This window comes from Variovorax sp. Soil_C_33 (assembly GCF_057656935.1).
The window spans coordinates 55,534-68,022 of sequence record NZ_JBDGJK010000010.1 but is presented as its reverse complement, the minus strand read 5'-3'; the positions used below and the strand labels follow the sequence as shown (position 1 = coordinate 68,022).

Annotated in this window: 12 protein-coding genes; 8 read left to right on the top strand and 4 right to left on the bottom strand. The window is 68.3% G+C overall.

The genetic code is table 11. The features are described 5' to 3' along the window. Positions 1-86 precede the first annotated feature (86 nt). Positions 87-1,547 carry a DEAD/DEAH box helicase gene (locus tag AC3A6B_RS16700; protein WP_487837800.1) on the top strand — a complete coding sequence of 487 codons (1,461 nt, stop codon included), beginning with the start codon at positions 87-89 and terminating at the stop codon, positions 1,545-1,547. A gap of 4 nt (positions 1,548-1,551) precedes the next feature. Here AC3A6B_RS16700 and AC3A6B_RS16695 read toward each other — a convergent pair whose 3' ends face one another. Further along, complete coding sequence (locus tag AC3A6B_RS16695; RefSeq protein ID WP_487837799.1) at positions 1,552-2,397, bottom strand: symmetrical bis(5'-nucleosyl)-tetraphosphatase; 846 nt, start codon at positions 2,395-2,397, stop codon at positions 1,552-1,554. Between the two features lie 22 nt (positions 2,398-2,419). Here AC3A6B_RS16695 and AC3A6B_RS16690 point away from each other — a divergent pair, with 22 nt between their 5' ends. Beyond that, positions 2,420-3,733 carry a hemolysin family protein gene (locus AC3A6B_RS16690; protein WP_487837798.1) on the top strand — a complete coding sequence of 438 codons (1,314 nt, stop codon included), beginning with the start codon at positions 2,420-2,422 and terminating at the stop codon, positions 3,731-3,733. A 44-nt stretch (positions 3,734-3,777) separates the two neighbouring features. Here AC3A6B_RS16690 and AC3A6B_RS16685 read toward each other — a convergent pair whose 3' ends face one another. Then, a complete protein-coding gene (locus AC3A6B_RS16685) occupies positions 3,778-4,266 on the bottom strand; it encodes a thermonuclease family protein (RefSeq protein ID WP_487837797.1) in 489 nt (162 codons plus the stop codon). A 163-nt stretch (positions 4,267-4,429) separates the two neighbouring features. On the opposite strand from AC3A6B_RS16685, the gene AC3A6B_RS16680 reads away from it, so the two are divergent. After that, on the top strand, positions 4,430-5,092 hold the full coding sequence (locus AC3A6B_RS16680; protein WP_487837796.1) for a hypothetical protein: 663 nt from the start codon (positions 4,430-4,432) through the stop codon (positions 5,090-5,092). Positions 5,093-5,123: 31 nt separating this feature from the next. On the opposite strand, the gene AC3A6B_RS16675 is transcribed toward AC3A6B_RS16680, so the two are convergent. Both AC3A6B_RS16675 and AC3A6B_RS16670 read right to left on the bottom strand, forming a co-directional pair. After that, on the bottom strand, positions 5,124-6,569 hold the full coding sequence (locus AC3A6B_RS16675) for an NAD(P)/FAD-dependent oxidoreductase (RefSeq protein ID WP_487837795.1): 1,446 nt from the start codon (positions 6,567-6,569) through the stop codon (positions 5,124-5,126). Between the two features lie 16 nt (positions 6,570-6,585). Further along, a complete protein-coding gene (locus AC3A6B_RS16670; RefSeq protein WP_487837794.1) occupies positions 6,586-6,972 on the bottom strand; it encodes a nuclear transport factor 2 family protein in 387 nt (128 codons plus the stop codon). A 119-nt stretch (positions 6,973-7,091) separates the two neighbouring features. On the opposite strand from AC3A6B_RS16670, the gene pdxR reads away from it, so the two are divergent. From pdxR to AC3A6B_RS16645, 5 genes are all read left to right on the top strand, one after another. Then, positions 7,092-8,627 (top strand): MocR-like pyridoxine biosynthesis transcription factor PdxR, encoded by a 1,536-nt coding sequence (pdxR, locus tag AC3A6B_RS16665; protein ID WP_487837793.1) that lies wholly within the window; start codon positions 7,092-7,094, stop codon positions 8,625-8,627. A 140-nt stretch (positions 8,628-8,767) separates the two neighbouring features. After that, positions 8,768-9,772 (top strand): taurine ABC transporter substrate-binding protein, encoded by a 1,005-nt coding sequence (tauA, locus tag AC3A6B_RS16660; RefSeq protein WP_487837792.1) that lies wholly within the window; start codon positions 8,768-8,770, stop codon positions 9,770-9,772. Positions 9,773-9,782: 10 nt separating this feature from the next. Continuing rightward, on the top strand, positions 9,783-10,571 hold the full coding sequence (locus tag AC3A6B_RS16655) for a taurine ABC transporter ATP-binding protein (RefSeq protein WP_487837791.1): 789 nt from the start codon (positions 9,783-9,785) through the stop codon (positions 10,569-10,571). Further along, entirely contained in the window at positions 10,564-11,460 is an 897-nt protein-coding gene (locus tag AC3A6B_RS16650; RefSeq protein WP_487837790.1) for an ABC transporter permease subunit, read from the top strand. Before AC3A6B_RS16655 ends, AC3A6B_RS16650 begins: the two co-directional genes overlap by 8 nt. 40 nt (positions 11,461-11,500) lie before the next feature. Further along, positions 11,501-12,475, top strand: coding sequence for a DHHA1 domain-containing protein (locus tag AC3A6B_RS16645; RefSeq protein WP_487837789.1), 975 nt, complete (start codon positions 11,501-11,503; stop codon positions 12,473-12,475). Positions 12,476-12,489: the final 14 nt, after the last annotated feature.

Here is a 12,489-nt window from a genome sequence, read left to right as displayed (position 1 = left end):
TTGTCCGCTATCGAAAAGATAGCTAGGCGCGCAGTCACCGCACTGTCATCGCCGTCTTTTGCCGCAGTGCGACAATACCCGGCTTCATGACAAGCTCCTTCTCCAATCTTTCCCTGGCCGAACCGCTGGCGCGCGCCGTGGCCGAAATGGGCTACGAAACCATGACGCCGATCCAGGAGCAGGCCATTCCGGTGGTCCTCGCGGGCCAGGACGTGATGGGCGCAGCGCAGACCGGCACCGGGAAAACCGCTGCCTTCTCGCTGCCGCTTTTGCAGCGCATGCTCAAGCACGAGAACAGCTCGACCTCGCCGGCGCGCCATCCGGTGCGCGCCCTGGTGCTGCTGCCCACGCGCGAGCTGGCGGACCAGGTGGCGCAGCAGGTCAAGCTCTACGCCAAGTACACCAACCTGCGCAGCGCCGTGGTGTTCGGCGGCATCGACATGAAGCCGCAGACGCTGGAACTCAAGAAGGGCGTCGAGGTGCTGGTCGCCACGCCGGGCCGGCTGCTTGACCACATCGAGGCCAAGAACGCGGTGCTCAACCAGGTCGAATACGTGGTGCTCGACGAGGCCGACCGCATGCTCGACATCGGCTTCCTGCCCGACCTGCAGCGCATCCTCTCGTTCCTGCCCAAGCAGCGCACCACCTTGCTGTTCTCGGCCACCTTCTCGCCCGAGATCAAGCGCCTGGCCGGCAGCTACCTGCAGAACCCGGTCACCATCGAGGTGGCGCGGCCGAACGAAACCGCTTCCACCGTCGAGCAGCATTTCTACAGTGTGAGCGACGACGACAAGCGCCGCGCGCTCAAGCAGATCCTGAAGCAGCGCGGCCTCAAGCAGGCTTTCGTGTTCGTCAACAGCAAGCTGGGGTGTGCGCGGCTTGCGCGTTCGCTCGAACGCGAGGGCTTGAATACCACCGCCCTGCACGGCGACAAGAGCCAGGACGAGCGCCTGAAGGCCCTCGCGGCCTTCAAGGCCGGCGAGGTCGACCTGCTGGTGGCCACCGACGTCGCGGCCCGCGGCCTCGACATCAAGGACGTGCCGGCGGTCTTCAACTTCGACATTCCGTTCAACGCCGAAGATTACGTGCACCGCATCGGCCGCACCGGCCGCGCCGGCGCCTCGGGCCTGGCGGTGAGCTTTGCCAGCGGCGGCAACGACGTGCGCCTGGTGGCCGACATCGAGAAGCTGATCAAGAAGAAGATCGAGCTGGAACCCGTCGAGTTCGAGGAAGACCGCCCGCGCGGCCGCATCAACGACGGCCGCCGCCACTGGCGCGACGAGGGCGAGGCCGGCGATGCGCGCGATGTGCTCGACCAGCCGCGCGAACGCAGCGAAGCCCGCCCCATGCGCAGCAGCCGGCCGCACCGCGCACCCGCGGCGCCGCGCGATCCCTTCTTCGAGCAGCCCTACGAGACGCCGGAGCGCGAAGCCGCACCGGCCTGGGAAGCGGCCGCCAAGACCACGCCTTCGCGCGGCATCTCGAGCAACATCAAGAGCAAGCGCAAGGTCGCGGCGCTGTTCAAGACCGCAGCACAGGCCAATTAGGGGCTCAGCCCGCCGGCTTCTGCACTGCCGGGCAGCGGACCTGGATCAGTTCGCGCTCCGCGAGCGTCGCGCCGATGCGCACCGCGCTCAGGCAACGGCCCCAGACGCAGCCGGTGTCGACGGACATCAGGTCGGGCCGCGAGAGCCAGCCCAGCGTCGACCAGTGCCCGCAGGCGATGGTCGCGGCTTGCGTCCTGCGGCCGGGCACGTCGAACCAGGGCATGAAACCCGCGGGCGCGGAGGCTGTCCCGTCCTTGGTTTCGAATTCCATCCGACCATCCGCCGTGCAGAAGCGCAGCCGCGTGAGCGCATTGACGATCGCGCGCAGCCGCGCATGGCCGCCGAGCGTATCGCTCCATTTTGCGGGCTCGTTGCCGTACATCTCGTGCAGGAATTCGCCCGCTGCGGAACCGCGCAGCACCGACTCGACCTCGGCTGCATAGACCAGCGTGTCGGCCACGCTCCACTGCGGCAGCACGCCCGCATGCACCATCAGCAGGTCGCCGCCGCCCACCAAACGGTGCAGTGCCATGGGCTGCCGGCGCAGCCAGTCGAGCAGGGCTTCGCGGTCGGGCGCTTCCAGCACGCCGTGCAGCGTGTCCTTGCGGCCGAGCTTGCGTGCGCCCTGCGCGACGCCGAGCAGGTGCAGGTCGTGGTTGCCGAGCACGGTCTTCGCGGCGCCGCCGTAGCGCTGCACGCGCCGCAGCACCTCGACCGACGCGGGGCCGCGGTTGACCAGGTCGCCCAGCAGCACCAGGGTGTCGCGGCTGGGAGAGAAAGCGATGTCGTCGAGCAGGCGCTGCAGGGGCTCGTCGCAGCCCTGCACATCGCCGATCAGGTAGAGTGCCATCTCCCCATTCTCTCCCGCATACATGGATGTTTTTCTGCTGGCCTTGCTGACCACGCTCAACGCGTTGTTCGCAATGTCCGAAATGGCGCTTTCCACCAGCCGTCGAGCGCGGCTTGCGGCGCTGGCCGAGGCGGGGGACACGGGGGCGGAGGCTGCGCTCAAGCTGATGGAGGATCCGACGCAGTTTCTCTCCAGCGTGCAGATCGGCATCACTTCGATCGGCATGTTGAGCGGCATCGTCGGCGAGGCGGCCTTCGCGGCGCCGCTTGCGCACTGGATGCAGGGCCTGGGTCTGGGCGCGGGCGGGGCCAGCTTCGTGTCGACGGCCATCGTGGTGACCTGCATCACCTTCTTCACGATTGTTTTCGGCGAGCTGGTGCCCAAGCGCATCGGCCAGCTCTACCCCGAGCCGGTGGCGCGCTACGTGGCGCGGCCGATGCGCGCGCTGGCCACCGCCGCCAAGCCCTTCGTGCTCTTGCTGGCAGGCGCCACGGCGACCACGCTCAAGCTGCTGCGCATCGATTCGAGCGCGGCCCGCATGATGACCGAGGAGGAGATTTCCGCCAGCCTCGAGGAGGGCGTCGATGCCGGCGTGATCGAAATGCACGAGCACCAGATGGTGCGCAACGTGTTCCACCTCGACGATCGCCGGCTGAGCTCGCTGATGGTGCCGCGGGCCGACATTGAATGGCTGGAGGCCTCCTTCACCGTCGCGCAGAGCCTGCAGAAGGTGTCGGCTGCGAGCGCGCTCAACCTGGTCCACTCCTGGTACCCGGTGTGCCGCACCTCGCTGGACGATGTGGTGGGCGTGATCAGCGTGGCGCACCTCTTGACGCTGAGCCCGGCGCACGAGGGTACCATCGAGTCGGTGGCGCAGCCTGCGGTGTTCGTCCCCGAGACGCTCACGGGCATGGAGCTGCTCGAGCAGTTCCGCACACGCGCCGGCCGGCTGGTGTTCGTGGTCGACGAATGGGGCGTGGTGCAGGGCCTGATGACGCCGCGCGACCTGCTGGAGGCGATCACCGGCGAGCTGCAGACCGCCACCCAGGGCGATGCCTGGGCTCACGAACGGCCCGACGGCGTGTGGGAACTCGACGGCCTGATGCCGGTGTCCGAACTGCGCGCGCGGCTCGGCATCCGCGAGCTGCCGGAGGAGGAGCGCGGGCGCTACAACACCGTGGCGGGTTTGCTGATCTTCGTCTCCGGCCATCTGCCCGAGCTCGGCGAGCGCATCGATTGCGCGGACTGGAACTTCGAGATCACGGCGATCGACGGCAGGCGCATCGACCGCGTGCTGGCGCGTCCGCTCGGCACGGCCGCGTACGCCGCGAGCTGATCGCCGGCGGCGGCGGGCAAAAGCCTATCCGCCGAGCCGCGTTTTCACCGGGGGTACGGATGCGCCGGCCGCCATTGCCAGGGCGGCACCGGGTTGCGTTCGGCCCACAGGCCGGCGCGCCTGGCCTTGGCCTCCCGTTCGGCGAAGCTGTATCGGCCGCGCTCGGCCGCGCTCTGCTCGGAGGCATGGGCGCGCGACCACCAGGCCAGGCCGGCGCCGAGCATGGCGAGACCCACATCGAGCGTTTTCGGGCAGCGGGCTTCGGTGCAGGACGCGGGCGCCACCCACACCTCGCAGACGCGGCGGTCGTAGCGATCGGTCTGGCCGCAGTCCAGCCGTGCGGTCTTGCGGTATGCGATCTCCGAGAGTGCACGCTTGGCGCGGCGGCCGAAGGGCTGGCCGAGCTCTGGTGCATCGACGGCATGCAGCCGCACGGTGAGCCGGCGGTAGGCGCCGGGCTCGCCGCAGCGAAGCTTGAGGGTGTCGCCGTCGCTGACGGCGACGACGAGGCAGAGGAGGGCGGCAGAAAGCATGGGGCAAACCGCGCGACTCGACTCGCCAGGTTCCGCCACCCTCGCTGTGGCTTCAAAGCCCCGAATGGCAGGTTTGCATGCGGATTCCTCAAAAGTCGCTTTGGAAAGTAACTATTTGTGTGATTCAATCGACCCCCGGAGTGAGGACCAGTCGAGGGATTTCATGAAGAAAATGCTGAGCATCGTGTGCGCGACAGCCTTGGTCTGTGGATGCGCAACCCGGCCCCAGGAGGGCCCCGGTTCGGGTTCCGGCGCCGACTACGTGCCCATGGTGGCGCCGTCGGCGGTCGAGAGTTCGGTCTACGACCAGGACGTGGCCAAGTGCCGCGCGAACGCGAAGAACGTGCCTTTCAATGCCAGCCAGCACGACGATGCGCTGGTCGTGGTCGACGGTGGCGTGATCGGCATAGGCATCCTGCAAGGATGGTCGACGCTCGCCGGCGGCGTGGTGATCGGCGGACTGGTCGGCTTCAACCACTGGGTCTACACGCCCGAGCGCCGCGCCTGGAAGACCAAGCAGGAGACCGTGATGGCCAACTGCATGGCGCAAAAGGGCTACATCAACACCGACCCGAGCGTGCGTGTCACCTGGGTGCCGCCGGCGCTGCGGGCGGTGGAAAGCATCCGGCCCACGGGCCGGGACACCTACAACGTGGAGCAGCTCGCCAAGGCGCAGCGCTGCAACGCCACGCCGCTGGCGACGTTGGTGGAGAAGGGGCCGGGCTTCGAGCGCCACACCGTGGCCTGCACCAACGGCCAGGTCATGGCGGTGCGCTGCGAGTTCGGCCAGTGCCGCGTGAGCCAGATGACGGCGCTGCGCAGCTGACTTCTGCGTTGCCGATGCGCAGCGGGCCGGCTCACTTCTCGTCGCGCAGCCAATACCACTTGTAGAGCACGCGCTGGCCCAGGCGCCGGAACGGCGCGAAGGCCGGCGACTCGACCAGGCCCAGCACATTGGGGAAGGGCAGCGGCGACTTGTAGATCGGCAGCTCGAAGACCTTGCGCCCTGCGTCCTTGCCGGCCAGGCGCTCGGCCAGCCGCTTGCCGGCCCAGGTCGAGAACGACACGCCGTTGCCGCCGTAGCCCACCGCGTACCAGATCTTCTTGTTCGCATCGGGCTGCGTGATGCGCGGCATCATGTCGTGGCTCACGTCCACCCAGCCCCACCACGAGTAGTCGATGGGGATGCCGGCGAGCGGCGGGAACTTGCGCGCGATCGCGTCGGTGAGCAGCTTCAGGTGCACCGGGTCCTCGGCATCGGCGCCGCTCACCGAACTGCGACTGCCGAGCTGCAGCCGGTTGCCCTTGAGCAGCCGGTAGTAGAAGCGCAGCGTGCGCGTGTCGGTCAGGAAAGTGAGCGACCTGAAGTTGGTGGCCTGCAGCTCGGCCTCGGTCAGCGGCCGCGTCACCACCGAGTTCGACAGGATCGGCATGATCTTGTTCTTGAGCAGCGGGTTGAGGGCCTGGCCCGTGTAGCCGCCAGTGCACACGGCGACGCGCCGCGCTCGCACCACGCCGCCCGGCGTCTGCAGATGGTGCACGCCGTCGATGGTCTGCCAGCCCTGCACCGGGCTCGCCGTGTGGACCTTCACACCCAGCGCACGCGCCTTCTTCATCAGCCCGAAGGTGAATTTGAGCGGATGGATGCCCACGCCTTCGGATTCGAACAGGGCGCCTGCGGTCTCGCGCTCGTCGCAGTAGTCGCGCCGCACTTCCTCGGCGGTGAGCATGCGCGTGTCGTAGCCGAATTGCTCGCGCATCACGCGCGCCTCGGCCGCGAGGCCGGCGAGCTTCTCGGGCCGGTGCGCGAGGTAGAGGTGGCCGCCGTCGAAGGCATCGCAGTCGATCTGCGTCGTCAGGTGCCTGAAGTTCTCGAAGCCGCTGCGGATCTCGGCGTCGAGCTGCCTGGCCACGTCGAGGCCCCAGCGCCGGATCCACTGCGAGCGCTTGAGCCGGCCGCTGGCGTTCTGGCCCTGGCCGCCGCTGCGGCTCGAGCAGCCCCACGAGGCCTGGTTGGCTTCCAGCACGGTGGCCTGGATGCCGTGCTCCTGCGCCAGGTAGAGCGCAGTCGACATGCCGGTGGCGCCCGATCCGATGACCGCGACGTCGACATCGATATCGCACGCGACCGGGCCGTCGTCCTGGGGTGGCGTGCCGGCGCTGGCCACCCACCAAGTCGGCGCGTAGGCGCGGCCGGCGCCCGGGTCGGGGGCCACCAGCGGGTCGTAGCGCGGGTCGTAGGGCTTGCGCGCGGGCGCGGCTTGCCCCTGAGTGCTGAACTGCGCGGTGCCGGTCATCGTCATGGAGGCTCCCTGCGAATTACCTGGCCGCAGGCAGGTTGGGGCGCGCCTTGCGGAATGCGTTCTTGAGGGCGATCTTTCCGTCCTTGAAGCTGAAGATGTCCACGCCGTCGGCCTCGATGCGGCTGCCGTCGGCGGCCGTGCCGGTGAAGGTCCATTGCGAGGTGCCGAAATCGCCCGTGACGAAGTGCCGGCCGTTGATCCACTGCGCATCGGGCACGGCCTGCCAGGCAGCCGCGAAGGCGCGGCGCACGGCTTCGGTGCCGCTGTGGCGGGCGCCGCAGGCGTCGGGGCCGGCAGCGGCCTGGAACACGCAGTCCTCGCTCATGAAGCTCATCAGCGCATCGATGTCGTGGCGGTTCCAGGCGTCGCTGAAGGCCTCGAGGGTGGCGGTGGTCACGGTCACGCGGAACTCCTGTCCTTGTTCATGCAATGCTCGAAGCGTAGAGAGCCCGCGCGCGCAGCGATAGGGCCAGATGCGGGGATTCGACCGAGCCAGTGCGCCGCCCTAAACTGCGATGCACCATGCCGAACCCCCGATCCATCCAGTGGGCGCAGCTCTTCGCGCTGCCCGAGCAGACCGGCCTGCCCCTGCAGGGCCGGCTGCGCGCCGCGGTGGTGCAGGCCATCCTCGAAGACCGCCTGAGTCCCGGCGCGCCCTTACCCTCGTCGCGGGAACTGGCGGCCCTGCTTGGCCTGAGCCGCAACACCGTGACTTCGGCCTACCTGCAGCTGATGGATGAAGGCTTTCTGGAGGCGCGACCGCGCAGCGGCGTGTTCGTGGCGCCCAACGCGCGGCCGCTCTCGGCCGCGCTGGCCGAGCCGCTGGTGGGGCGCAGCGGCCAGTCGGGCCAGCCGCCGGAATGGTCGGCGCGCGTGCTGCGCTCGCTGATCGACCGGCCCACGCTGTCCAAGCCCGACCAGTGGCGCGACTATCCGTACCCCTTCGTCTACGGCACCTACGATCCGCAGCTTTTTCCGACCGAGGATTTCCGCGAATGCTGCGCACGCAGCCTCGCGCGCTCGCAGCTGCCGCACTGGACGCCCGACTTCGAGACCGACGATGTGCCGGACCTGATCGAGCAGATCCGCACCCGCTTGCTGCCCAAGCGCGGCGTGTTCGCGTTGAAGGAAGAGATCCTGGTCACGCTCGGCGCGCAGCATGCCTACTACCTGCTGGCCGATGCGCTGTTCGACGAGCACACGCGCGTCGGGTTGGAGGAGCCGGGCCATCCGCATGCGCGCAACAGCTTCGCGCTGCGCAACCCGAAGTGGGTCGAGATCGACGTCGACGAAGAGGGCCTAGTGGTCGATGCGCTGCCGGCCGCCGACTACCTGTTCTGTACCCCCTCGCACCAGAGCCCGACGACGGCCACGCTGAGCCTGGAGCGCCGCCAGTGGCTGCTGCGCAAGGCCGAGCTGCAGGACTTCGTGATCATCGAGGACGACTACGAGGCCGAGAATCTCTACGAGGGCACGCCGATGCCGGCCCTGAAGAGCCTGGACAAGACCGGCCGCGTGATCTACGTCGGCTCGGTGTCCAAGAGCCTGTCGCCGGCGCTGCGCCTGGGCTTCATCGTCGCCCCGCGGGCGCTCATCAAGGAACTGCGTTTGATCCGCCATGCGATGGTGCGGCATCCGAGCGCATTCCTGCAGCATGCCTATGCGCTCTTCCTGTCGCTGGGTCACCACGAGTCGCATGCGCGGCGCGTCAACCATGCGATGCAGGAGCGGCTGGCGCTGGCGGCGCAGGCGCTGCGCGACCACCTGCCGGATTTCGAGTTCACGCTGCCCTCGGGCGGCGCCTCGATCTGGGTGCAGGCGCCGACCTGGGTCGATGCCTCAGAGCTGGCGCTGATGGCGCGCAGCCACGGCGTGCTGATCGAGGCCGGCGACGTGTTCTTCGCCAAGCCGCCGTATCCGTGCCCCTTCTTCCGGCTGCGCCTGTCATCGATCGCGGCGGCGCAGATTCCGGCCGGGATTCGGGCGTTGGGGATGGCGGTGGAGGAGTTGGCGCAGGCGCGCGGCGAGGCGCGCAGCGCGAAGTCCAGGCCGCACTGACGCACCTCCCCCGTGCGCGCCGCACCAGAACAAGGGTAAGTCCCAGTCCACTGGCTCCATGCCGGCGCCAGTGCTGGTACTTACTGGCCGGGGGCGATGGGTGCAAAGTCCGATCGAGATTCACCACCCTGGAGAAACAAATGACCATGCCCCGGCGCCTCACCCTGCAATGCGCAGCCCTCGCGACAGCACTCCTGTGCGGCGGCTCCTTCGCCCAGACCAAGGAACTCACCTTCGCGCACCAGGACATGCTGGTGCCGCTGCGCCTGGTGATGGAATCCGGCGAGGTCGAGAAAGCCACCGGCTACAAGATCAACTGGCGCATGTTCGCAGGCGGCGGCGACGTGATCCGCGCCATGGCTTCGGGCGACGTGCAGATGGGCGAGACCGGCTCCAGCCCGCTCACCGCCGCAGCCAGCCAGGGCCAGGACATCAAGCTGTTCTGGATCTCGGCCGACATCGCCGACGCCGAGGCGCTGGTCGCGCGCAACGGCAGCAACATCAACAGCATGAAGGACCTGGCCGGCAAGAAGGTGGCGACGCCTTTCGTGTCGACGGCGCACTACCAGCTGATGGCCGCGATGAAGATGGACGGCGTGGACGCCAAGAGCGTCAACGTGATGAACATGCGCCCGCCCGAGATTGCGGCGGCCTGGGAGCGCGGCGACATCGACGCCACCTTCATCTGGGATCCGGTGCTCTCGAAGATCAAGTCCAACGGCAAGACCATCGCCACCTCGGGCAGCATCGGCAAGCGCGGCGCGCCGACCTTCGAAGGCATCGTGGTCAACGCCAAATGGGCGGCCGCCAACGAACCCTTCATGATCGCTTTCGTGAAGGCACTCAACCGCGCCAACGAGGAATACAAGGCCACCGGCAAGAGCTGGAAACCCGATTCGCCGCAGATCAGGGCCATGGCCAAGTGGACCAAGGCCGATCCGAAGGATGTATCTTCGGTGATGTCGCTTTACAGCTTCCCGACCATGGCCGAGCAGGTATCGCCCACCTGGCTGGGCGGCGGCGCCGCCAAGGCCATGGCCGGCACGGCAGCCTTCCTGAAGGAGCAAGGCCGCGTGCAGGAAGTGAAGCCCGACTACAGCGCCTACGTGACCACGACTTACGTCGACAAGGCGATGGGAAAGTAAGGCTGATCCGATGCCCACGCTCGACATCCGCGACCTCACGGTCAACTACGCCGTCAAGGGCGGCACGCTGCAGGCGCTGGCGCCCGTGAACCTGGAGATGCACGACGGCGATTTCGTCGTCGCGCTCGGCGCCTCGGGCTGCGGCAAGACCACGCTGCTCAACAGCATCGCCGGCTTCCTGCCCCCGTCCACCGGCGAGATCCTGCTCGACGGCCGGCCCGTGGTCGGCCCCGGCGCCGATCGCGGCGTGGTGTTTCAGAAACATGCGCTCATGCCCTGGCTCAACGTGCGAGACAACGTCGCGCTGGGCCTGCGCCTGGCCGGCATGGGCAAGGCGGAACGCGACCGCATCGCCGAAGAGAAGCTGGCGCTGGTCGGCCTGCAGCAGTACGCCGGCCGCGCCGTCTACGAACTCTCTGGCGGCATGCAGCAGCGCGTGGGCATTGCGCGCGCGCTTGCGAGCGACCCGGCCGTGCTGCTGATGGACGAGCCCATGGGCGCGCTCGATGCCTTCACGCGCGAGCAGGTGCAGGAGATCCTGCTCAAGGCCTGGTCCAAGTCGAACAAGATGGTGTTCTTCATCACCCACTCGGTGGAGGAGGCGCTGTTCCTGGCCACGCGGCTGATCGTGATGAGCCCGAGCCCGGGCCGCATCTCGCATGTCTACGACGACGTGCCCTTCTCGCGCCAGTTCCTCTCGCATGGCAATTCGCGCAAGGTGAAGTCCGAGCCCGAATTCATCCGCATGCGCGAAGAGGTCTTGGCGATCGTCCATCATCGGGAGGCCGCCCATGCCTGATGTCGGCATCGCTTCGCCCGTCGCCATGACGCCACCCGCCAACAGCCCTGCGCAGCCGGCCGTCGTCGCCGGCACGGCCAAGGGCGCCGCCAAGCTCAAGACCAGCGCCTTCAAGGTGCCGGGCGAAGGCTCGAGCGCGACCATCAGCGTGATCACCGTGGTGGCGCTGCTGGTGTTGTGGTTCGTGGTCACCAACATGGGCTGGGTCAAGCCGCTGTTCCTGCCTTCGCCGCAGGCGGTGTTCCAGCAGTTCCACGAATACATCACCGGCCAGGCCAACGACAAGCCGCTGTGGCAGCACTTCCTGGCCAGCATGTTCCGCGTGTTCTCGGCCTTTCTGCTGGCCTGCGTGACGGCGATTCCGATCGGCATCGCGATGGGCATGAGCCGCGTGGCGCGCGGCATCTTCGATCCGCCGCTGGAGTTCTACCGGCCGCTGCCTCCGCTGGCCTACCTGCCGCTCATCATCATCTGGTTCGGCATCGACGAGCTGCCGAAGGTGCTGCTCATTTTCCTGAGCTGCTTCGCGCCGCTGGCGCTGGCCGCGCGCTCGGGCATGCGCAGCGCGTCGCAGGAGCAGATCAATGCCGCGTATTCGATGGGCGCCAGCTACATGCAGGTGATCCGCCATGTGATCCTGCCCTCGGCGCTGCCCGACATCCTGATCGGCATGCGCATCGCCATCGGCTTCGGCTGGACCACGCTGGTGGCGGCCGAGATGGTGGCCGCCAACATGGGCCTGGGGCAGATGGTGCTCAACGCATCGAACTTCCTGCGCACCGACATCGTGATCATGGGCATCATCGTGATCGGCGTGGTGGCCTATCTGTTCGACCTGCTGATGCGCTGGCTCGAGCGCCGGCTGGTACCGTGGAAGGGGCGCATGTAGCGGGCAGGGATTCGGCTGCCCTGGAAGCGAGGGCTGAAGAGTGACGGTTCGACGATTCGACGTCTGCAACGGCGATGCCGACGGCTTGTGCGCCGCCGTGCAATGGCGGCTGCACGAGCCCGCGCCCGCAGCGCTGCTGACCGGCCTGAAGCGCGAGATCGCGCTCGTCGCGCGCGTGCAGGCGAAGGCCGGCGACGAGCTCACCGTCTTCGACCTGTCCATGCGGCCGAACCGAGATGCGCTGCTGCATCTGCTCGACGCCGGCGTGCGCGTGCGCTACTTCGACCATCACGTGGTGGAGGACATGCCTGTGCACCCGCTGCTCGAGCCGCACGTCGACACCGCCACCGATGTCTGCACCAGCCTGCTCGTCGATCGCCACCTCCGCGGCGCCTTCCGGCCCTGGGCGCTGGTGGGCATCTACGGCGACAACCTGGCCGAGGTCGCCGACCGGCTGGCGCTCGATTCGAATGTCGACGCCGGCGATTGCGCGCTGCTGCGGCGGCTCGGGGAAGCGATCAACTACAACGCCTACGGCGACGAGGAGCGTGATGTGCTCATCGCGCCGCGCGAGCTGCACGCGATCATGCTGCGCTACCGCGACCCGCGCGACATGCTGGCCTACGAGGCGGTGGTCGACGAGATCGACGCACAGCGCCACAGCGATCTGCAGCAGGCGCTTGCCGTTGCCCCGCTGTGGGAAGACGCGGGCGCCAGTGTGTGCGTGCTGCCCGATGCGCCCTGGAGCCGGCGCGTGCTCGGCTGCATCGCCAACGAGCTCGCCAACGCCGAGCCGCAGCGTGCCCATGCCGTGCTCAAGCCGCAGGGCAATGCCTATGCCGTCAGCGTGCGCGCGCCGCTGGCCTCGCCGGCGGGCGCCCACGCGCTGTGCAGCCGCTTCGGCGGCGGCGGGCGGGCGCGGGCGGCCGGCATCGACGGGCTCGCGCACGACGAACTGGAGCGCTTCGTCAGCGCCTTCGCGTGCGCTCGCTGGGGTGTGGCACCCGGCGCCTGATGCGCATCGAGCGG

Bases quoted from the DNA above. Each gene is read 5' to 3' on its own strand.
- AC3A6B_RS16700 (WP_487837800.1), top strand. From the start codon at position 87: ATGACAAGCTCCTTCTCCAATCTTTCCCTGGCCGAACCGCTGGCGCGC.
- AC3A6B_RS16695 (WP_487837799.1), bottom strand. From the start codon at position 2,397: ATGGCACTCTACCTGATCGGCGATGTGCAGGGCTGCGACGAGCCCCTG.
- AC3A6B_RS16690 (WP_487837798.1), top strand. From the start codon at position 2,420: ATGGATGTTTTTCTGCTGGCCTTGCTGACCACGCTCAACGCGTTGTTC.
- AC3A6B_RS16685 (WP_487837797.1), bottom strand. From the start codon at position 4,266: ATGCTTTCTGCCGCCCTCCTCTGCCTCGTCGTCGCCGTCAGCGACGGC.
- AC3A6B_RS16680 (WP_487837796.1), top strand. From the start codon at position 4,430: ATGAAGAAAATGCTGAGCATCGTGTGCGCGACAGCCTTGGTCTGTGGA.
- AC3A6B_RS16675 (WP_487837795.1), bottom strand. From the start codon at position 6,569: ATGACGATGACCGGCACCGCGCAGTTCAGCACTCAGGGGCAAGCCGCG.
- pdxR (WP_487837793.1), top strand. From the start codon at position 7,092: ATGCCGAACCCCCGATCCATCCAGTGGGCGCAGCTCTTCGCGCTGCCC.
- tauA (WP_487837792.1), top strand. From the start codon at position 8,768: ATGACCATGCCCCGGCGCCTCACCCTGCAATGCGCAGCCCTCGCGACA.
- AC3A6B_RS16655 (WP_487837791.1), top strand. From the start codon at position 9,783: ATGCCCACGCTCGACATCCGCGACCTCACGGTCAACTACGCCGTCAAG.
- AC3A6B_RS16650 (WP_487837790.1), top strand. From the start codon at position 10,564: ATGCCTGATGTCGGCATCGCTTCGCCCGTCGCCATGACGCCACCCGCC.